A 19,683-nucleotide genomic window follows, 5' to 3' on the forward strand; every position below is an offset into this window, starting at 1 on the left:
GCCACCGGCGGTCGAGACATGGGACGAGCCCCGCCACCAGTGCCACCGCGTGACGTTGGAATTACCCGCCTGAGCACATTCCCCGGATGGCCCGAGACGGCGACGAGCGCCCCCTGGGGCCGAGTAAGCCAAATCAATGTGGAGGGACTAACCGAGGGGACTGATAGAGCCTCCAGTGGCCACACAGGGGTCTTGATGCCCTATCCCCGGTTCGCTCGGCCGGTAGAGTGAACATCACCTTCGGGCGCTCGATACGCCCGGAGCCACGGCCCCGAGGGCGTACTTACGCCTGCCCGGGCTTCTCCCATCCGTCAGTGACCCACCGCTGCCGTGCGCGTGCGCGGCGGCGTGGTTCGTCGTGCCCGAAAGGGAGCCTCGCCTTGACCGACTCCGGAGTTCCGACCACCACCACCGCTGTCGCCACCACCCCTGTCTCTGCCGTCTCCTCCGGGGACAGCGGGGTATCCCCCGGTTCCTACGACGCGAACGCGATCACCGTTCTGGAGGGTCTTGACGCGGTCCGCAAGCGGCCGGGCATGTACATCGGCTCGACCGGCGAGCGGGGACTGCACCACATGGTGCAGGAGATCGTGGACAACTCCGTCGACGAGGCGATGGCCGGGGTCGCCGACCGGATCGACGTCACGATCCTGGCCGACGGCGGAGTGCGGGTCGTCGACAACGGCCGTGGCATTCCCGTCGGCACCCACCCCGGAACGGGCCGCCCGGCCATCGAGCTCGTCCTGACCGTGCTGCACGCGGGCGGCAAGTTCGGCGGCGGCGGGTACGCCGTCTCCGGGGGGCTCCACGGCGTGGGCCTGTCGGTGGTCAACGCGCTCTCGTCACGGCTGACGGCCGAGGTGCGGGCGGACGGCCACCGCTGGACCCAGTCCTACGCACAGGGGGTGCCCACCGGACCACTGGTGCGGCACGAAGAGACCTCGCGCACGGGCACGTCGATCACGTTCTGGGCCGATGCCGATGTCTTCGACACCACCCACTACGCCTTCGAGACGCTGTCCCGGCGCTTCCAGGAGATGGCCTTCCTCAACAAGGGCCTGACCCTGACGCTGACCGACGAACGGGCGGCGGCGCGGGAGAGCGCCGGCGCGGACGAGGCCGGATCGGACCTCGCACGGGAGCAGGCCGCCAAGACCGTGTCCTACCGGTACGACGGCGGCATCGTCGACTTCGTGCGCTACCTCAACGCCCGTAAGGGCGAGCCCGTGCACCCGACCGTCATCGGCATCGAGGCAGCGGACACCGGACGTCCGCTGTCCGTCGAAGTCGCGATGCAGTGGAACACCCAGTACGCGGAGAGCGTGTACTCCTACGCGAACGCCATCCACACCCATGAGGGCGGCACACACGAGGAGGGCTTCCGCACGGCCCTGACCACCCTCGTCAACCGCTACGGCCGCGAACGGCGCCTGCTGCGCGAGAAGGACGGCAACCTCACCGGCGAGGACATCCGCGAGGGCCTGACGGCGATCATCTCCGTGAAACTGGGTGAGCCGCAGTTCGAGGGGCAGACCAAGACCAAGCTCGGCAACACCGAGGCGAAGGCGTTCGTGCAGCGGGTCGTGCACGAGCACCTGACGGACTGGTTCGACCGCCACCCGATCGAGGCCGCCGACATCGTGCGCAAAGCGGTCGCGTCCGCCACCGCGCGCGTCGCCGCACGCAAGGCGCGGGATCTGACCCGCCGCAAGGGTCTCCTCGAATCGGCTTCGATGCCCGGCAAGCTGTCGGACTGCCAGTCCAACGACCCGGCGAAGTGCGAGATCTTCATTGTCGAGGGTGACTCCGCCGGCGGCAGCGCGAAGTCCGGGCGCGACCCCGAGTTCCAGGCGATCCTGCCGATCCGGGGCAAGATCCTGAACGTCGAGAAGGCACGGATCGACAAGATCCTTCAGAACACCGAGATCCAGGCGCTCATCGCGGGCTTCGGAACCGGGGTCCATGAAGACTTCGACATCGAGAGGCTCCGCTATCACAAGATCATCCTGATGGCGGACGCCGATGTCGACGGCCAGCACATCAGCACCCTGCTCCTCACCTTCCTCTTCCGCTTCATGCGGCCCCTGATCGAAGGCGGGCACGTCTACCTCTCGCGTCCCCCGCTCTACAAGATCAAGTGGGCTCGGGACGACTTCGCGTACGCGTACTCGGACCGCGAGCGGGATGTCCTGGTGGCGGCGGGCCGCGAGGCCGGGAAGCGGGTCCGGGAGGACTCGATCCAGCGCTTCAAGGGCCTGGGCGAGATGAACGCCGAGGAGCTGCGCGTCACCACGATGGACGTGGAGCACCGGGTCCTCGGCCAGGTAACCCTCGACGATGCCGCGCTGGCCGACGACCTGTTCTCGGCGCTGATGGGCGAGGACGTGGAAGCCCGGCGCTCCTTCATCCAGCGCAACGCGCGGGACGTCCGCTTCCTCGACATCTGACGTCGACTCCGCCGGCGGTGACGGGTGTTGGGACGACTTCGCGCCGGCCGGGGCGTCAGGCGTTGCCGAGCCACGCGTTGATCCGCCGCTCCCAGGCCCGGTCGTCGGTGGTCTCCATGAACTCCTTGCGGTCGATGAGGAGGTAGATCTCCCCGGCTGCCGTCCTGGTCTCCAGGACAAGGGGCTTGCCCGCGTTGAGCAGGCCGCCGAGGAAGCGGCCGTAAAGCTCGGTGAAGCGGGTCCGCGCCACGGCGATGTCGGCGCCGCACAGCACCAGGTCGCCGGCCTCGTTCCAGCCACCGAGCACGAGGCGGTCCTCGTACAGGGCGATGGAGCCGCGGCGCTGGAACAGCGCCTTCTGCGAGACACCGGCGGCGATCTTGTCGGCGCCGGTCTTGCGGCGCAGCTCATCGGCGGTGGCTCCGATGTAGGTGGCCCGGACGACGGGCCGGACGGACGTGGGCTCGTGGGGGCTCTCCTGAGGGTCCATGCCTTCATCCTCGGCGGGCCGCGCCCTCGATGGATCGGCCTTTGGTCTGGTGGACCGCGACTTTGGTATCCACCGCCCGGCCGGACCCCGGCCAGGTACGCCGTTCGGGGTCTTTCCCGGAACCGGCCGGAGTCCCCGAGAGCCGATCCCCGTGAGCATTCTGATCCAGCTGACTGATATGCGCGGGTTTGCAGAGCCCCGGAGACGGCTACACGCGTACTGCCGCGGTTTCCGTTTCGCGATCGCGGCCTGAGTACGTTGCATCGCGCACCGCAATGACGGAGGGCAGACCGATGACAGACACGCCACGCCAGCCGACCACCGCCGATTCCGGCGCCCCGGTGGAGAGCGACGAACATTCCCTCACCGTCGGCCCGGGCGGACCGATCCTGCTCCAGGACTCGTACCTGATCGAGCAGATGGCACAGTTCAACCGGGAGCGGATCCCGGAGCGCCAGCCCCACGCCAAGGGAAGCGGTGCCTTCGGTCACTTCGAAGTGACCAACGACGTCAGTGCCTACACCAAGGCCGCGCTGTTCCAGCCCGGCACCAGGACCGAACTGGTCGCCCGGTTCTCGACCGTCGCGGGCGAGCGCGGCAGCCCGGACACCTGGCGGGACCCCCGCGGCTTCGCGCTGAAGTTCTACACCAGCGAGGGCAACTACGACATGGTGGGCAACAACACCCCCGTGTTCTTCGTCAAGGACCCGATGAAGTTCCAGCACTTCATCCGGTCCCAGAAGCGCCGCGCGGACAACAACCTGCGCGACCACGACATGCAGTGGGACTTCTGGACGCTCTCGCCGGAGTCCGCCCACCAGGTCACCTGGCTGATGGGTGACCGCGGCATCCCGCGCACCTGGCGCCACATGAACGGCTACACCTCGCACACCTACATGTGGATCAACGCCCAGGGTGAGCGCTTCTGGGTGAAGTACCACTTCAAGACCGACCAGGGCGTCGAGTTCTTCACGCAGGACGAGGCCGACCAGATGGCCTCCGCCGACACCGACTACCACACCCGGGACCTCTTCGAGCACATCCGGGACGGCGAATACCCGAGCTGGACCCTGCATGTGCAGGTGATGCCGTACGAGGACGCGGCGGACTACCGGTTCAACCCGTTCGACCTGACCAAGGTGTGGCCGCACGGCGACTACCCGCTGATCGAGGTCGGCCGGATGACGCTGGACCGCAACCCGACCGACAACCACGCCGAGATCGAGCAGGCGGCGTTCCAGCCGAACAACCTGGTCCCCGGCATCGGCCCGAGCCCGGACCGCATGCTGCTCGCCAGGCTCTTCTCGTACGCGGACGCGCACCGCCACCGCATCGGCGGGAACTACCAGCAGCTGCCCGTCAACGCGCCGGTCGTCCCGGTCAACACGTACTCGAAGGACGGGGCGATGGCGTATCGCAAGACCTCCGACCCCGTGTACGCCCCGAACTCGAAGGGCGGACCGGCCGCCGACACCCAGCGGTACGGCAGCCCGCCGAGCTGGACGGCCGACGGGGAGATCACCCGCGCGGCCTACGTGGACCACGCCGAGGACGACGACTGGGGCCAGGCGGGCACGATGGTGCGCGAGGTCCTCGACGACGCGGCCCGCGACCGGCTCGTGGACAACGTCGTGGGCCACCTCCTCAACGGAGTCACCGAGCCGGTCCTGCGGCGGGCCTTCGAGTACTGGTCCAACATCGACAAGTCGATCGGTGAGCGGATCGAGCGAGGGGTGCGCGCCAAGGCCGACGAGAAGGACCCCAAGGCCGAGCAGCAGGGGAACCCGGCCCGCCGGGACATGCAGTCGAAGGCCTGATCACCGGGGGCGATCGCCCCACGCCTGCCGCCGGGCCGGTTCCTCACACCTGAAGCGAGGGACCGGCCCGGCGCATGGGGTGGGCGCCCACGGGGCACCCGGCGACCAGGGACGCGTGCCGCGTCCGGGTGTCGGGAAGGTGGGGGGAAGCGTGGCATCGTCACACATACAGAGGAACCGCGGCGGACTTGGCCGCAAGCACCTCACGCAGCAGGAGACGGTCAGTGCCGCGGGCCGTGCGGGCTTCGTCGCCCGCGGTGTCGTGTACGTCCTCATCGGCGTACTCGCGATCCGGATCGCGGTCGGAGCCGGTGGCGGCGAGGCGGACCGTGAGGGTGCTCTGGCCGAGGTGGCCGGCAAGCCGTTCGGCGTCGCGGTGCTGTGGGCGCTGGCCGTGGGATTCGGCTGCATGGCCGTGTGGCGCGGGATCGTGGCGGTGCGCGGACGCGGTCGCGACGGCAAGGCCACCGCGCGCGTCATGAACGCCGGGCGGGCCGTGTTCTACGCGTCCGTCTGCTGGGGTACGGCCTCCTTCGCCGTCGGCGACCGGGGAAGCGGGGGCGACGCGAAGTCCCGCGACTGGACCCGCACCGCGCTCCAGCTCCCCTACGGGCAGCAATTGGTGGGCGCCGCGGGCTGTGTGCTCATCGGCGTCGGCGTGGGGATCGCGGTACGCGCGGCGATGCGGCGCTTCCTGCGCCGGCTCGACCTCTCGAACACCCCCACCGGTACCCGTCAGGTCGTCACCGGGCTGGGTGTGGGCGGTGGAGTGGCGCGCGGCATGGTGGGTGCCGCGGCCGGGATCTTCGTGCTGGTGGCCGCCATCCGCTTCGACCCTCAGCAGGCCAAGGGCGTGGACGCCACGCTGCGCAGCTTCGCCGCCACTCCCGCCGGCCCCTGGCTGCTGGTCGCGGTCGCGGTCGGGCTGATGCTGTTCGGCGCCTTCTCCTTCGCGTCGGCACGCTGGCGCCGCATGTGAGCCGTGGGTGAGACCCGGGCACCCGCCCCCATCGGTACGGATTTGTCCCGGGACGGGCGATACGCGGAGCGACTCACAATCGTTCACCCGGCATGAAACGAGCTCCCTCCGCGCGTCTGGCCGTAGCGGCCACTGCGGTCCTGATCGCCGCCCCCGCACTCGGCACGGGCACCTCCCCCGCCACGGCCGCCCCGCACCGGACGACCGCGAACTCCTCGGCGGAGATGCCGGCCGTCGGTGCCGAGATCCCGTCGAACATGACGGGCGCCAACAGCGTCATCGAGCTGAACGACGAAGTCATCAAAGTCAATCTCGCGGGTGGCATCAAGCAGCGGACGGAAGTCGACCCGCAGCGGAGCCCGGCCAGGAGCGTGCTGCTCCGCACCACCGACTTCCATCTGGAAGGAACGTCGCCGGACCGGGAGCTCAAGGTCACCATCGCCCTCAAGGACGCCGACACGCACGCCCAGAGCAGTCTGCGGCTGCTGTCGGCCACCCCGCCGCGCTTCACCGAGCACGACGTCATCGTCGTGACCGTCAGCGTCGAGCGGCGCGACGAGCCGACTCTCACACTGGAATCCCGCACCCCGCTCAGCCTGTCGTGCACCGGCATGACCCAGTTCCCACCCGTCGACAACCGGTACGAACTGGACCGCCAGGTGGACCTGTTCGCCCCTGGCACGACCACTCCCGCCGGTCACATCCGGGCGCTGCCCACCGTGCGCGGCGGCAATGTGATCACCCCGCAGTCCCCACCGGCCCTGCCCGCGTTCTGATGCCCGCCGCGGAGCGGCCGCGGCCGCTCCGCGACCGTCGACGGCGCGCCTCCACGACTCCTCGGAGCTCTGCCGACCCCTTACGTCGACGTCAGTACGGTGTCCAGTTCGGCGAGACCGTCCACGTGCCAGTCGAAGGTGTCGGAGGTACGCGGAGGATCGCCGACCGGGCGGCGCACATGGGCGGTGCGCATGCCCACCGCCTGAGCGCCCCGCAGGTCCCAGGCGTGGGCGGCGACCATCAGGACGCGCTCCGCCGGGCAGCCCGCCGCGTCGAGGGCGAGCCGGTAGACGTCCGGCGCGGGCTTGTACGCACGGGCGTCCTCGGCCGACAGAGCCAGATGCCACCGCAGGTCCGCATGGGCGTTGAGCCGGAGCAGCGTCCTGCGGCCGGCGTTGGAGAGCCCCAGGACCGCAAAGCGCCGCGCGAGCCGGGCCAGGCCCGTGAGGGAATCGTCCCAGGGGGCGAGCCGCTGGGCGGCCGTGGCCAGGCGCTCGATGGCCTTGCGGTCGGTGAGCCCGGCCCGGTCCGCCACCCGCTCGGCCGCCTCGCGGTCCACCGTCTCGGAGTTGGCGTAGGGCCGGCCGCCCTTCTCGATGGATCGCTGCGCGTCCTCGACGTGGTCCTGCCACACGGCGACAAGGCCGCTCACGGTCGTCTCGTCGGCGTCGGGCACCGCTTCGCGCACGGCCGCCCGCAGTCCGCCCGGTTCGTCGACCATGGTGCCCAGTACGTCGAAGACCACGACGTCGATGGCACGGTCCTCGGCCATCCATCCTCCCGGCTCGCGCGACATCAGGGCTGCACATCACCGGAACCCTGACACGCGACCGCGCAATCGGCAACCGGGAAAGGGGAGTTGACGATCACGGCCGTCACCGATGCGCCGCCTCCCCCGCGAAGGTCACCCCTGGCAGATTCCGCGCTCGTAGTCGACGGTCGCGGTGTCGCGCGAGAACTGCCACTGCGGAGCCAGCAGTTGACTGTCCAACTGCTGGGCGGCCGCGGGGCTCTCGACCACGTACCCGAAGTCCTGGAGCCAGGCGGGGTAGAGGTTCTTCGATCCGATGTAGAACGCGGAGCCGTCCACGGAGACCAGCTTGTGGTGCTGGGCGTAGGGATGGCCGTCCGCCCACTTCGGGCTCCCGGAGCTCCGTGCCGTCGCCAACTGGAGGTTCGAGCACATGGCGGTGCGTGCCGATGCCCGGTCACCGGTGCGCAGGGCGAGCCGGTCACGGAGGGTGTCGCTGATCTCGGCGAGCGACTTGATCTGCGAGTATCCGCCGCTGCCCACGGCACCCCGGTTGGCGGGGTCGCTGACGACGATACGGACCTTGACGCCGGCGGCCAGCTTGGCGGCGAGCGCGTCGTACACGCGGATGTCGTAGCGCGGCAGCGGCGGGCAGGTCGCGTTGAGGTCCTGCTGGGAGATCTCGATGTGCCGGTCCGCGCTGGAGATCAGTGCCCGCAGGGCGCTCTCCTCCGGGTTGACCGTGTCGTAGTCGCGGTCGGCGTTGGTGTTGTCGTGCAGTCCGACGACGCACTTCGTGTCCGGCGCGGTGGGCAGTGTGGGGCGGAACCGCGAGGCGGGATCGTCGCGCTGGATGCCGACGCCGAGCCCGCCGACGGCGATCACCGGCACATCGCCCCCGGGCGCCTCGGCCGGGGCCGCCGGTTCCAGGGTCGGCATGCAGCCGGCCCCGTTGGAGGAGGCGAACCAGACACTGGCGATGTTGCTCTTGTTCCGGCAGGTCCAGGACCACAGCTCGTTCAGGTACTTGCCGGCCGAGGCGGCGGCCGGACCGCTCAGGGCCAGGTCGACGTCGCTGACCGGGTGGGTGGTGTCGAGGTAGTCGTCCTTCCAGTCGTTGATGCCACCGGTGATGACCGAACGGCCGTCGACCACGAGCAGCTTGGAGTGGTTCCAGGAGAAGGCGGTCTTGGAGGTCGTCATCGAAGCGACGTTGAGGGTGACCTGCGCGGCGTCCTTGCCGAGCTTGTCGACGAGTTCGTCGCGGTACTTCGACGGTACGACGTTGAGATGGTAGATCGGCGCGGCGCCCACCAGGATGCGCACCTTGGGCTGGTGGCCGGACGCGACGGAAGCCTTGAGGCCGCTCACCACAGCGTCCTGGAACGCCCCGTTGGGAAACGGCGCCAGGGTGGATATGTCGACGCTTTCGGTCGCCCGGGAGATGTTCTCCGTCATCTTGGCGAGGAGGCGCCGGGTTCCGGGCCGGTCGGCACACGTGGCGTCACCCCAGCACCCCGGGGTCTGGAGCAGCCAGTCGCCACCGCCGGGCGTCGACGCGTCGAGGGTGTTTCCCGCGGTGCGCTCCCACACCCGCCCTTCGAGGCCCGGGGAGACCTGACGGAGGGTCTGCTCGATGGCGTCCAGATGCGGGGTGGCCGACGCGGCCCCCGCATCCGCCGATGCGGGGGCCACCGGCAGCAGCACGGCCACCAGGGTCGGGACAGCGGTGCGCAGGACGAGAGCGGACCGGCGCTTGCGCGGATGACGAGCCAATGCGGGATTCCTTGTTCGCGGTTACCCGGCCGCCACGTCCGGCGGCCAGCAAGATCAACTCGCGGAAGGTATCAGCTCATGACGGGAGCGAGCGTCCGAGACCGCACGATCCAGCCACCAACCAGTCGTTGTCCGGCAGATCGTGCGGCCCGGCCCGTGGGAATCCCGTTGGCCCTACGAGGTCAGGGCGTCAGCGGGCGTGCCGGCGGCCGCCGGGCTGCGGGGGCACGACGGGCAGACGCCGACGGGCGAACCGGCCACGGGGAAGGGGGTTGCGACGCGCGGGCGCCTTGGGGGCGAGCGCGAGCACGGTCAGGGGTGCGAAAACCGCGACGAGGATGAGCATCGTAACGAGGATCATGTCCTTGCCTTCCGTCGGGTACTGACGGCCTTTCACTACGTCAGGTAACCGAAATACGGCTCGGCAAACACGGTCGGTATTCCCTAGTGATCGTGGCGGGCGCTCCGGGACCCGGCGAGCGGGGCGCTCACCACCACGTTTCCCTCCGGGTCGCACCGGGCGAGCACACCGCTGCGGACGTAGCCCTCGGCCGTGAACGAGAGCGCGTTCCGTTCGGGCTCGCGGTAGTGGCCTCGCGCGGTGCTTGGCCCGCGTGCGAGCAGCTCCCCCGGCTCGCCCTCGGGCACGTCCTTGCCGTCGGCGTCGACGATGCGGATCTCGTCGTCGGGCGAGAGCGGACGGCCGTGCGTGGTGAGGAGGGTCTCGACCGGATCATCCGGCCGGGTCATCAGGAGCAGCCCCTCGGCCAGGGCGAAGACCGGTCGCGGTCGACACCCCAACGCGGCGCCCAGCCGCTCCGCGGTCTCCCGCGGCAGGAGCTCGCCACAGATCTGCACGAGGCGCAGCGAGCCCAAGTCGGCCTGGGTGGTGAGGAGCACGTCGGCCCAGCGGTGGGCGGATCCGGAGGGGAGCGCGGTGATCGTGACCCGCTCGCGCTCGATGGCCGAGAGCCACGCTGAGGGGTCCTGGCCGTCGACCAGGACCACGGTGCCACCGCGGGAGAGCGTTCCGACGATGCCGGGGCCGCCGAACGCGAGGCCGGACCCGGTGGGCAGCGCGGCCAGATACACATCGTCCGCGGTCAGCCCCACCAACTCGGCTGCGGCCCGCGCCTGGTAGGCGTAGTCGTTGTGCGTGCGCGGCACCAGCCGGGGCAACTCGCCGTCCACGTCGGCCGGTTCGAAGAACGCCACCTCGTCGGCGCTGAGCGCGAGTGCCGGACCGGGCGGGGAGTCCAGGGCGCCGAGCGGTGAGTACTGGCAGCCCGCGGGGTCGGTCGTGAGACCCCCGTACGGGGACGAGGCGCCGGGCTCATCGAAGGTGAACACCCTGCGCAGGAAGGGCCATTGGGCCGCGATGCCGGCCGCCATCGCGGTGTGGTCGAAGCCCTGGTGCGTCGCGGGGCCGACGTAGCCGACCGCCTGGGTGACCCGCACGATGTGCGGCACCTCGGGTGTGCGGTACGAGAGCGGGCAGTACACGGGGACCACTCCGGCGCGCATCAGCGCGAACACCGTGATCACGTACTCCGGCACGTTCGGGAGCTGCACCACGACCCGCTGTCCGGGCCGCAGGCCCCGCAGCCGGAACGCCGCTGCCATGCGGTCCACCCGCCGGTTCAGATGCGCGTAGGACAGGCGGGTGTCACCGTGCACGAGCGCGGTGCGCGGCCCGTACTCCAGAGCCCAGTCGCGCAGCAGGCTGTCGAGCGTGTAGCCGCGCCAGTACCCCGCCGCCCAGTAGCGGTCGACGAAGCCCTCGGGCCAAGGCACACAACCCTTGAGCATGTCCGCCCCCTTCGACACGTCGGAGAAGGACCTCTCCGCTCCGGCCCGCAATCCAACCCCGCAACGCGCCGGCACTCAATGCGCTTTCCCGACCAGGGACGCGCGAGGCCGTCGGCAGAAAGTCCAAGCAGCACCGCCGAGCAGCGGGAACGGGCGATCAGCGCTCGGTCGACGGCACATCCTTGATGAACACGATCCCGTCGCTCGCGGCCAGCTGTGCCGGGTCGAGTGAGGCGTAGCCGTAGTACGGGGAGACCCTGGGGGCAGGTGGCGTGACGCCGAGGGCGGTGGCGAGGCGGGGCGCGTCGACGAGGTGCCGCTCTCCCGGGAGCGCGTACAGCAGGCCTTCGACCGTGTCCGGGGGCGGCACGTCCACCCCCCGGTGCCTGAGCGTGCCCAGGGCCGTGGCCAGGAAGGCGTACTCCTCGCCCAGCCGGGCACTCACGAGCGCGCCGGCACTCCACCACTCCACCGGCAGGCCGCTCATCCACATGGTGCTCCTGTTCCGCTGGAGATGGCCGTTGTGGGCGTGGACCATCGCCGGGCCGCGTTCGGCGAGGGCCAGCAGATTGTCGGCCATCATCCGGTCACGCAGGCTCACCAGCCACGTCATGCGGTGCGGCGAGGTGTCGGCCATCCAGAAGTGATAGCGCAGCAGGCCGGTCGCGGTGCGCGCGTACAGACGGGCCCGGTCCCAGCCGTCCCACGAGGTCTGCGTGATCAGCCGCGGTGTGTGCGAGTCGAGCAGCGCCGAGAGATCGTCGGCGATGAGTCGCAGCTCGCGCGCTTCGGCGGACCGTCCGACGGACCGAGCCGGGTCGAACATGGCAGCGGGCGCGGTCCAGCGGTCGTCGGAGCCGAGCAGATGGTCGAGTGTCTGCTCGGTGCAGGGAAGGAGGTCCGCGCCCAGTTGGGTGGAGAGGCAGCCGTGGAGTGCGGTGAGGGCGCCACGGGGACTGGCGGCCGCGGCCATCTCAAGGGGGCCGTCGAACCCGGCGAAGCGGAGTTGCTCCGCTGCGGGCCGGCCTTCGTTGTAGGCACGCATCCAGCGCACGAGCTCGCGATTGGCCTCGGAGGTGCCGAGCCCGATGTCGGGATGGCTGAAGCCACGGGACATGACGTCGTCGAGCGTGCCCTCCCCCGTGGTCACGTAGTCGTCCACGACCAGGCCCATCACGCAGTCGCTCTCGATGGCGATGGTCCGGTAGCCCTCCTCTACAAGTTGCCGGAAGAGGTCGTTGCGCAGGTCGAGCAGGGTGTCCTCGGCATGGGTGGGCTCGCCGAGGGCGAGCAGCCGCGGCCGGGCCGGGAGCATTCCCATGACGGCGCGGGCCTCCACCGCCTGGACACAGTCCTTGAGTCCGCTCTTGATGTCGGTAGCCATGGCTTCAACGGTATCGTTGAACTTTCGGTTGAAACTTGTCGGCAATTCCGGGCGGGACTATGCGGCGAAACCTTCAAAGCGGTCCTCGGCTCAGGCCGGTCGATCTGGCGCGCGGGCACGGTCTGTCCACCCAGGCCGTCAGAAACTACGAGGAGGCCGGCATCCTCCCGGCCGCCGAGCGCGCGCCGAACGGCTACCGCTCCTATACGCCGCTGCACGCGCAGGCGCTGCGGGCCTTTCTCGCCCTGCTGCCCGGCCACGGTCACCGGACGGCGGCGTCGATCATGCGGGCGGTCAACGAAGGTGCTCCAGAGGAGGCGTTCCGGCTGATCGACGAGAGTCACGGCCGGCTCCTCGACGACCGAAGGACCCTTCAGGCGGTGGAGCACGCCCTGCGCGGCCTGGAGCCCACGGCGGAGTCCGGGCCGCCCTCGGCCCCCGGACCGCCCTCACCGTTCCGGCCGGTCCCGGTGTCACGGCCGGTCCCGGTGTCCGGGGCCACCACGGCGTACGGGGCGGCCCCGGTACCCGGCGCGAGCGACGGATCCGGGCTCGGGACCACGTTCATCGGGCCGCTGGCGGAGTCGCTGGGGATCCGGCCCGCGACGCTGCGCAAGTGGGAACGCGCCGGGCTCGTGCAGCCGGACCGCGAACCGCTGACCGGGTACCGGCGTTACGGCGAGGCGGCCGTACGCGACGTCCGCCTGGTCCATCAACTCCGGCGCGGCGGTTATCTGTTGGAGCAGATCGCCCCGCTCATCACGCAGGTGCGGGAGGCCGGCGGGCTCGAACCGCTGACGGCCACCCTGCACGCATGGCACGGCCGGCTCTCCGATCGCGGGCGGTCGCTGCTGGCCGGAGCCGCCGAGTTGGAGGCGTACCTGCGCGAACGCGCTTGAGCCTCCCGCCGATCGCCGGAGGTGAGTCCGCCGATGTAGGTCCGCGAGCAGCGGAGGCACCCTATCCGTGTCGCATCCGGTGTGGCAGGCTCCCGTCGCTGGTTCAACCAATCGCTGGTTCGACCCAGGCGCTCATGAGGCAAGTCCATGTGACAGGGAGCTGATGAACCATGCGCATCTTCGACCGGAGCGGAGTACGGACCGCCGCCCTCGCACTTCTGGCCGCCGCGGCCCTGGTGGGCGGCGCGACGGCGACCACCCGGGCGGCGCCGGTGACCACCCCCGCGCCCTCGGCGACGGCCAAGAAGGGTCCGACCTCGGTGGCCTACATCGAGGTGAACAACGAGAGCATGCTCAACGTGGGCAAGTACACGCTGGCCAACGGCGGCGGCAACGTCTTCGACGTCGCGGTCGTCTTCGCGGCGAACATCAACTACGACACGAGCAAGAAGTCGGCGTATCTGTACTTCAACGACAACGTGCAGCGGGTCCTGGACAACGCCCAGACCCAGATACGCCCGCTCCAGGCCAAGGGCATCAAGGTCATGCTGTCGGTACTCGGCAACCATCAGGGCGCCGGCTTCGCCAACTTCCCCTCCAAGGCGTCGGCCACCACCTTCGCCAAGCAGCTGTCCGACGCGGTCGCCAAGTACGGCCTGGACGGCATCGACTTCGACGACGAGTACGCCGAATACGGCAACAACGGCACCGGCCAGCCCAACAGCAGCTCGTTCGTCCACCTGGTCTCCGCGCTGCGCGCCAACATGCCCGACAAGCTCATCTCCCTGTACAACATCGGCCCCGCCGCCTCACGCCTCTCCTACGGTGGTGTGAACGTCTCCTCCAAGTTCAACTACGCCTGGAACCCCTACTACGGCACGTGGGGCGTCCCGGGCATCGCCCTGCCGAAGTCCGCCCTGTCGCCGGCGGCCATCGATTTCGCGGCGACGTCATCGAGCACGGCGGCCGGCCTCGCGAAGCGCACGGTCGGTGAGGGCTACGGCGTGTACCTCACCTACAACCTGGACGGCACCGACCGGCACACCTACCTGTCCGGCATCACCAAGGAGTTGTACGGAAGCGACGCCGTATATACCCCGTAGACCCACGCCGGACCGGAGTCCCGGCGGGTCATCGGGCCAGGAACGTCCGCAGCGCGGCGATCAGCGCGGCCGGGTTGTCCTCCTGCACGTTGTGGCCCGCGTCCGGGACCACCACGAGTCCGCCGTCCGGCAGGCGCCCCACCAGGCGCTCGGCGGCGGACTGTGGAAGCACCCGGCTGCGCCCTCCTCGTACGAGGAGCACCGCCACCTTGCCGAGCCGCAGCACCAGTTGGTCGATGGCGGCGAGGATGGCGGGGAAGTCCGGCGGCCGCGGGTCGTTCTTCGGCACCCACTCGCCGTCCGGCCCTCGCCGGAACAGGGTGCTCATGCGATAGGCGACGGTCGCGCGGTGCGCCCGCGGGTTGACCCGCAGCGCGGCGTCCACCACCGCGTCGAGTTCGGCGACCGGGCCGAGCCCGGCCATGAACTCCCGTGACCGGGCGGTGCTTTCGAAGTCGACGCCGGGTGCGACGTCGACCAGCGCGAGGCGTTCGACCCGATCGGGATGTGTGTCGGCGACGTGGGCGGCGACCACGCCGCCGAGCGACATGCCGACCAGACACACCCGGGGGAGGCCGAGGTGGTCGGCCGCGGCGATGACGTCCTCGGCCATCGTCGCGATCCGGTAGTCCTCGGACCAGTCGCTGTCGCCGTGCCCGCGCAGGTCGAGGGCGACGAGCCGGGCGGCGCCACGCAGCCCGAGACAGACGAAGTCCCAGGTGTGCGAGGTCAGTCCGCCACCGTGCAGCAGGAGCACGTCCGGGCCCGTCCCGCCCCAGTCGTAGGCGTGCAGTCGGCAGCCCGCGCGGTAAGGGAAGAACTCGGACGGCGGCTCGGGGTCGCGGATCCGGACCCCCAGTGCTGCCGCCAGGTCCGTCATCGAAGGAACCGTGGTCTGTTCGCCCATCCGCGCACCCCTTACCTTGACACTCCAAGGTAAGGCGCTTGCCTTGGCTGGTCAAGGTAAGGTGTGCGGATGGCTACGCGCGTCCGACGGACACCCGATGAGGCCAGGCGCCAGATCCTGGAGGCGGCGGCCAAGCTGCTTGCCGCCGGCGGCCCGGGGGCCGTGCAGGTACGGGCGGTGGCTGCCGAGGTCGGCGTGTCCGACGCCGCGGTCAACCACCACTTCGGCACCCGCGAGCAACTCCTGACGGCGTTGCTGCGCTTCGGCGGGGCGAAGCTGAAGACCGAGCTGCGCGCCGCCCTCGACGGGTGGAGCGAGGACGAGGCGGCCGATCCCGCCGGGCTCGTCCGTGTCCTGGTCGCGCTCTACGCCGACGGCTACGCCGAACTGGCGCTCGCGCTGCGGCAGTTGGGATGGCGGGACACCGGCAGCGGACTGCTCGACGAGGCCGTGGGCCGGCTGCACGCCCAGGCCGTGGCCACCTGTGCGGTGACCGGCCGGACGCCGCCTTCGCGCGGAGCGATCCAGCTCACGCTGGCCGCACTGCACCAAGCCGTGGCGACCGAGCCGTTGTTCGGCGACGAGTTCCGCCGGAGCGTCGGGCTCGACGCCTCCGCGCGGGACCGCCTGCTCGGTTGGTGGATCGAAACCCTGCGCATGACCCTGGCAGGGTTCGATCCCTCAACCGGCGCCCGCCGCACGGGACATGGCGGCCCCGGGACCGGCTCCGCTTGCTGACCCGGCGTCAGGCAGCGGCGAAGGCCTTCTCCAGACGCGGGATCAGGTCGCGCAGGTCCTGCTCCCAGCACCCACCGTTGTGGCCGCCGTTGCACTGGCTGCCCCAGGCGGCGCCGTCGCCGTAGTCGACGTAGTAGTACGGCATGCCCAGGGCGTCCATGCGGTCCTTGACGTGCTTCGACGCGCTTTCGAGCCAGAACTCCGGCTCGACGGCCGAGCCGCGCCCGTTGCCGACGTAGATGGAGATACCGACGCCGGCGAGTTTGTCCATGTGCTGGGACGGGTCCACCTCGTTCCACCGCCAGTCGGCGTTGAAGACGGGGTAGGGCGAGCCGAACGCGGCGTCGCTGTCCACAGCCGGCTTGTACGGGTCGTTGTTGGGGTCGCAGACACCCGACGACGAGCCGCAGACCACGCCCTGCGCGTCGATGAGCGAAGCGACCACGGCCAGGCGCAGATCCATGGAGTTGACCGACAGGTCGATGTCACCCGAGAGGGACGCGGTCTGGCTGAACAACTCCGGGTGGTCCTGGGCGTAGTGCAGCGCTCCGAAACCGCCCATGGAGACCCCGGCCACGGCCCTCGCCTTCTTGGTGGCGATGGTGCGCAGGTTGGCGTCGATGAACGGGATCACCTGCTTGATGTGGAAGTTCTCCCAGTTCTGGGCACCGGCCGGGGTGTTCTGGTTGAGCCAGTTGGCATACCAGCCCCGGGCGCCGCCGTCCGGGATGACGGTGATCATCGAGTTCGAGGTGGTCAGCGCCGGATAGTTCTGTGCGACGGGATCGTCGGGCGAACCGTGCAGGAAGTACAGCACGGGGTAACGCCGGGCGGGGTCGTCGTAGTAGCCGCTCGGCAGGATGATCTTGATGTGGTGCTTGCCCGCGACCTCGGGCGTGGTCACCGTGATGAAGAAGTTGGTGGAACTTCCCCCCGGGGTGTCGACCTGGGTCAGCCCGAACCCGTTCGTCAGCGGTGGCGGCGTGGTGGCCGTGGTCCCGGCCGGTCCGGTGGTGGCGGCCTGGGCCGCTCCGGCCGGCAGGACCATTCCCACCATGGCGGCCATCAGGGCCACCACTATTCGCCATCGACTCGTACTCCGCATTGCAGCATGCCCCCTTGTGAGCCGTCTCGTTGTGCGGCACGGAAACCTATCGGAACGCGATGACGTCCCGATGAAACGGCCTCCCGGTACTGGCCGGATGTCCCCGGCGTACGGGCACTCCGGATCAGTCCAGGACCTTGGTCTCCAGTACGGGCGAGGCCGCGATCTGGTCCTCGGTGTAGCGCTCGGTGACCCATTGGCCGGCCGAGAACAGCTTGGTCTGGTCCGCGTAGTGCGGCGAGTTCGGGTTGGCCGACTGGGAGTAGGTCAGCACCGAGGCGGCCTGCGGCGGCCCGTCGGCGGTGAACCTCACCTGCTGGATGAAGCTGGACCCGAAGGTGATGTCCAGTTTGCCGTCGACCTGGCCGGGAGTGACCACGTCCAGCACACCCAGTTCACTGATCCCGCCGTGGATCGGGATCTGCTCGGCGCCGCGCGTGATCTTCAGAACGTCCGACAGAGGCGCGTTCAGCGGCACACCCGCCCTGCGCATGGCGAGGACCGCCCGGCCGAACGCGTCGCGGACCGCCGAGCTCCCGGGGTCCAGTGAATTGGGCGTGTGCACCGGGTCCTTGGGGTCGAAGGGCACGCGCCAGGGCAGCTTCTCGTTCGCCTGCCCACCGAGCAGGTTGGCCCAGTAGTTCTCGAAGAGCACCGAACCCCGGCTGTCCGCCGCGTAGTTGTGGTCCTTCCAGGCGTCCAGGACCGGGCACGCCTCGCTCACGTTGACGAGGTTGCCGTCCACGAGGACGAGTCCGAAGGGCTGGCTCCGGCACATCGACACCGTGGCGTCGAGGGCGAGATCGGCCGCTCGGCTGTTGTCGGCGAACAGCAACTGCCGCATGTTCTCGGGTGTGAAGCCGCGGCCGGGCAGTCCGTCGGTGCCGTTGATCCGGTTCTGCGCCGTCAGGATCAGCTCCTGGGTACGCAGCGATCGGGGCTGTGCCGTGTCGCCCATGACCCGGGGGAAGGAGAGCGGCTGCTCGGGGTTGGCGAGCCAGGCGCTGTCGTTGGCGTTGCCCACGAAGTCGGAGCGGATCAGGCGCGGCTGCTTGTGCGGATCGAGGAGTCCCGGCGCGACCGCGTTCGGATCGTCGGGCCAGTCGCACGCGCTGCGCTTGCCGTCGAAGATGGACACCGGAGGCACGTTGGGCAGCCGTAGCGCCTGGTTGAACAGCAGTTGACCGGTCGCGGTGAGGCACGACCGCGCGTGTTCGTCGGTGATGTTCGGGGTCGCCTGGATGTCCGCGTACAGGGCGTTGCCCTTGCGGTCGGAGGCGACGGTGTTGAAGAACGGCACGCCCTCGGTGGTCTCCAGCGTGTTCACCACGTCGTGCACGTCCGTGGCCTGGTCCAGGTGGAACCAGGTGTTGAGCGCCCGCAGGTTGTCCATGTTGACATCGCGCACCGCGTGCGCGCTCACCACCCAGGGAAGCGCGACACCCTGCATCGACGAGGTGATGGGACCGTAGCGGGTGGACCACAGCGTTCTGGTGACCTTGCCGACCGAGCCGTCCTTGTTCAGCACGTCCACGGCGACCTGTTGCGAGGTCATCGGCTGCCAGGCGCCGTCGACCAGGTAGTTGGTGGGGTGCAGCGGGTCCACCTGTACGTCAAAGAGCCCGAACGGGGCCACCGTGGCGATGGTGTGGCTCCAGGCGACGTCGTCGTTGTGCCCGATGTTCACCGCGGGGAACCCGAGCAGACTGCCGCCGGAGACATTGACCTTGCCCGGGATCGTCAACTGGCTCTGCCACATGCGGTTCTTGCCCTGCCAGGGGAAGTGCGGATTGGCCAGCATGATGCTGCCCGCTCCCCCGGCCACGCCCTGTGATCCGACCGCCAACGCGTTGCTGCCCATGCTCTGCCGGCGGCTCGCGGCCATGGCGTCGCGGATCTTCTCGGCGGTCTGGGCGGGCGTGGACGCCGGCGGCGCGGCGGCCGAGGCACCCGGGGGTACGGCGTTCACCTCGCCGTCCAGCAGCGCGTCGGCGCTGCCCATGATGATCTCGGCGTGCGCGTGCCGGTAGACGTCCAGCTCGGTGATCGGCCGCACCCAGGACGCACCGCGGCAGGCGGGGTCGGTGATGTTGTTCACGCCGGTCTCGGCCAGGTACCGGTTGTACCCCTGGACGTAGCCGCGGATGGCTTCCTTGACCTCCGGCTCCGGCCCGTCGGGGGCGGGCCTGTCGAGCAGCCGCTCCACCACGTGGTTGTCGTTGATGCGCTGGAAGTACAGGTCGCTGTTGAGGTTGGTCGTGGTGTTCTGCTGCTCGCCGGGACTCGCCCGGCCGTCGGGCCCCAGGTAGCGGGACCGCTGGGCATCGACCATGAGATAGGTGTCGGCCAGGGTGCAGATGTTGTCCTTGGCCGCGGCGTACCCGTAACCCGTGCCCAGGCCCTCCCAGTTGGATGCGATGATGTGCGGGATCCCGTACTCGGTGTAGCGGATGGTGGGCTTGTCCGGCCCCGGTGCGGCGGCCGACGGTGGGGTGGCACCCGGCGCTCCCGCGGCCGTCATGGTGCTGATCACCGCCACCGCGGCCATGACCGCCATCGGCAGCCTCGCTCTGAATCTCCTGCGCGCCATCGAGCCGTCCTTCCCTGTGGCCCGGACCCACGTCCGGGCGCGCACACGGTAGGAAGCGGCGATGAAATCGCGATGGAGGCGGTGGGCGGCCGGAGTTGGCGCCGGGAGGTT

Annotated in this window: 16 protein-coding genes; 7 read left to right on the top strand and 9 right to left on the bottom strand. The window is 69.9% G+C overall.

Going from position 1 to position 19,683, the window contains the following annotated elements:
* The first annotated feature begins 380 nt into the window (after positions 1 to 380).
* On the top strand, positions 381 to 2,447 hold the full coding sequence (gyrB, locus tag ACFYNP_RS25315) for a DNA topoisomerase (ATP-hydrolyzing) subunit B (protein ID WP_388788426.1): 2,067 nt from the start codon (positions 381 to 383) through the stop codon (positions 2,445 to 2,447).
* A 55-nt stretch (positions 2,448 to 2,502) separates the two neighbouring features.
* On the opposite strand, the gene ACFYNP_RS25320 is transcribed toward gyrB, so the two are convergent.
* Positions 2,503 to 2,937 carry a hypothetical protein gene (locus ACFYNP_RS25320; RefSeq protein ID WP_388788429.1) on the bottom strand — a complete coding sequence of 145 codons (435 nt, stop codon included), beginning with the start codon at positions 2,935 to 2,937 and terminating at the stop codon, positions 2,503 to 2,505.
* 293 nt (positions 2,938 to 3,230) lie between these two features.
* Here ACFYNP_RS25320 and ACFYNP_RS25325 point away from each other — a divergent pair, with 293 nt between their 5' ends.
* The 3 genes from ACFYNP_RS25325 to ACFYNP_RS25335 all read left to right on the top strand — a co-directional run bounded on the left by ACFYNP_RS25325 (position 3,231) and on the right by ACFYNP_RS25335 (position 6,509).
* Positions 3,231 to 4,754: a catalase gene (locus ACFYNP_RS25325; protein ID WP_388408974.1), complete on the top strand. Its 1,524-nt coding sequence runs from the start codon at positions 3,231 to 3,233 to the stop codon at positions 4,752 to 4,754.
* Positions 4,755 to 4,905: 151 nt separating this feature from the next.
* Complete coding sequence (locus tag ACFYNP_RS25330) at positions 4,906 to 5,733, top strand: DUF1206 domain-containing protein (protein WP_388408977.1); 828 nt, start codon at positions 4,906 to 4,908, stop codon at positions 5,731 to 5,733.
* Between the two features lie 92 nt (positions 5,734 to 5,825).
* Complete coding sequence (locus tag ACFYNP_RS25335) at positions 5,826 to 6,509, top strand: hypothetical protein (protein ID WP_388788432.1); 684 nt, start codon at positions 5,826 to 5,828, stop codon at positions 6,507 to 6,509.
* A gap of 80 nt (positions 6,510 to 6,589) precedes the next feature.
* Here ACFYNP_RS25335 and ACFYNP_RS25340 read toward each other — a convergent pair whose 3' ends face one another.
* The 5 genes from ACFYNP_RS25340 to ACFYNP_RS25360 all read right to left on the bottom strand — a co-directional run bounded on the left by ACFYNP_RS25340 (position 6,590) and on the right by ACFYNP_RS25360 (position 12,230).
* Positions 6,590 to 7,282, bottom strand: a complete 693-nt coding sequence (locus ACFYNP_RS25340) for a haloacid dehalogenase type II (RefSeq protein WP_388788434.1) — start codon at positions 7,280 to 7,282, stop codon at positions 6,590 to 6,592.
* A 132-nt stretch (positions 7,283 to 7,414) separates the two neighbouring features.
* Positions 7,415 to 9,037, bottom strand: a complete 1,623-nt coding sequence (locus tag ACFYNP_RS25345) for a phospholipase D-like domain-containing protein (protein ID WP_388788437.1) — start codon at positions 9,035 to 9,037, stop codon at positions 7,415 to 7,417.
* Positions 9,038 to 9,227: 190 nt separating this feature from the next.
* Positions 9,228 to 9,398, bottom strand: a complete 171-nt coding sequence (locus tag ACFYNP_RS25350) for a hypothetical protein (protein ID WP_388408988.1) — start codon at positions 9,396 to 9,398, stop codon at positions 9,228 to 9,230.
* Positions 9,399 to 9,481: 83 nt separating this feature from the next.
* Complete coding sequence (locus ACFYNP_RS25355) at positions 9,482 to 10,846, bottom strand: AMP-binding protein (protein ID WP_388788440.1); 1,365 nt, start codon at positions 10,844 to 10,846, stop codon at positions 9,482 to 9,484.
* Between the two features lie 157 nt (positions 10,847 to 11,003).
* Complete coding sequence (locus tag ACFYNP_RS25360; protein ID WP_388788442.1) at positions 11,004 to 12,230, bottom strand: erythromycin esterase family protein; 1,227 nt, start codon at positions 12,228 to 12,230, stop codon at positions 11,004 to 11,006.
* 59 nt (positions 12,231 to 12,289) lie between these two features.
* On the opposite strand from ACFYNP_RS25360, the gene ACFYNP_RS25365 reads away from it, so the two are divergent.
* Both ACFYNP_RS25365 and ACFYNP_RS25370 read left to right on the top strand, forming a co-directional pair.
* Positions 12,290 to 13,129 carry a TioE family transcriptional regulator gene (locus ACFYNP_RS25365; protein ID WP_388788445.1) on the top strand — a complete coding sequence of 280 codons (840 nt, stop codon included), beginning with the start codon at positions 12,290 to 12,292 and terminating at the stop codon, positions 13,127 to 13,129.
* A 170-nt stretch (positions 13,130 to 13,299) separates the two neighbouring features.
* A complete protein-coding gene (locus ACFYNP_RS25370; protein WP_388788447.1) occupies positions 13,300 to 14,232 on the top strand; it encodes an endo-beta-N-acetylglucosaminidase H in 933 nt (310 codons plus the stop codon).
* Between the two features lie 28 nt (positions 14,233 to 14,260).
* On the opposite strand, the gene ACFYNP_RS25375 is transcribed toward ACFYNP_RS25370, so the two are convergent.
* A complete protein-coding gene (locus ACFYNP_RS25375) occupies positions 14,261 to 15,112 on the bottom strand; it encodes an alpha/beta fold hydrolase (RefSeq protein ID WP_388788450.1) in 852 nt (283 codons plus the stop codon).
* A gap of 96 nt (positions 15,113 to 15,208) precedes the next feature.
* On the opposite strand from ACFYNP_RS25375, the gene ACFYNP_RS25380 reads away from it, so the two are divergent.
* Entirely contained in the window at positions 15,209 to 15,877 is a 669-nt protein-coding gene (locus ACFYNP_RS25380) for a TetR/AcrR family transcriptional regulator (RefSeq protein WP_388788452.1), read from the top strand.
* A 7-nt stretch (positions 15,878 to 15,884) separates the two neighbouring features.
* On the opposite strand, the gene ACFYNP_RS25385 is transcribed toward ACFYNP_RS25380, so the two are convergent.
* Together ACFYNP_RS25385 and ACFYNP_RS25390 are read right to left on the bottom strand one after the other, a co-directional pair.
* A complete protein-coding gene (locus ACFYNP_RS25385; protein ID WP_388788455.1) occupies positions 15,885 to 16,982 on the bottom strand; it encodes an alpha/beta hydrolase in 1,098 nt (365 codons plus the stop codon).
* A 124-nt stretch (positions 16,983 to 17,106) separates the two neighbouring features.
* On the bottom strand, positions 17,107 to 19,572 hold the full coding sequence (locus ACFYNP_RS25390; RefSeq protein WP_388788457.1) for a penicillin acylase family protein: 2,466 nt from the start codon (positions 19,570 to 19,572) through the stop codon (positions 17,107 to 17,109).
* Between the last annotated feature and the right edge of the window lie 111 nt (positions 19,573 to 19,683).

Origin of the sequence: Streptomyces sp. NPDC006691 (assembly GCF_042869955.1) — a bacterium.
In the GTDB taxonomy this organism is placed as follows: Bacteria; Actinomycetota; Actinomycetes; order Streptomycetales; family Streptomycetaceae; genus Streptomyces.

Bases quoted from the DNA above. Each gene is read 5' to 3' on its own strand.
- ACFYNP_RS25365 (WP_388788445.1), top strand. From the start codon at position 12,290: ATGCGGCGAAACCTTCAAAGCGGTCCTCGGCTCAGGCCGGTCGATCTG.
- ACFYNP_RS25390 (WP_388788457.1), bottom strand. From the start codon at position 19,572: ATGGCGCGCAGGAGATTCAGAGCGAGGCTGCCGATGGCGGTCATGGCC.
- ACFYNP_RS25350 (WP_388408988.1), bottom strand. From the start codon at position 9,398: ATGATCCTCGTTACGATGCTCATCCTCGTCGCGGTTTTCGCACCCCTG.
- ACFYNP_RS25320 (WP_388788429.1), bottom strand. From the start codon at position 2,937: ATGGACCCTCAGGAGAGCCCCCACGAGCCCACGTCCGTCCGGCCCGTC.
- ACFYNP_RS25340 (WP_388788434.1), bottom strand. From the start codon at position 7,282: ATGGCCGAGGACCGTGCCATCGACGTCGTGGTCTTCGACGTACTGGGC.
- ACFYNP_RS25355 (WP_388788440.1), bottom strand. From the start codon at position 10,846: ATGCTCAAGGGTTGTGTGCCTTGGCCCGAGGGCTTCGTCGACCGCTAC.
- ACFYNP_RS25380 (WP_388788452.1), top strand. From the start codon at position 15,209: ATGGCTACGCGCGTCCGACGGACACCCGATGAGGCCAGGCGCCAGATC.
- ACFYNP_RS25360 (WP_388788442.1), bottom strand. From the start codon at position 12,230: ATGGCTACCGACATCAAGAGCGGACTCAAGGACTGTGTCCAGGCGGTG.
- ACFYNP_RS25335 (WP_388788432.1), top strand. From the start codon at position 5,826: ATGAAACGAGCTCCCTCCGCGCGTCTGGCCGTAGCGGCCACTGCGGTC.
- ACFYNP_RS25375 (WP_388788450.1), bottom strand. From the start codon at position 15,112: ATGACGGACCTGGCGGCAGCACTGGGGGTCCGGATCCGCGACCCCGAG.
- ACFYNP_RS25325 (WP_388408974.1), top strand. From the start codon at position 3,231: ATGACAGACACGCCACGCCAGCCGACCACCGCCGATTCCGGCGCCCCG.
- ACFYNP_RS25385 (WP_388788455.1), bottom strand. From the start codon at position 16,982: ATGCGGAGTACGAGTCGATGGCGAATAGTGGTGGCCCTGATGGCCGCC.
- ACFYNP_RS25370 (WP_388788447.1), top strand. From the start codon at position 13,300: ATGCGCATCTTCGACCGGAGCGGAGTACGGACCGCCGCCCTCGCACTT.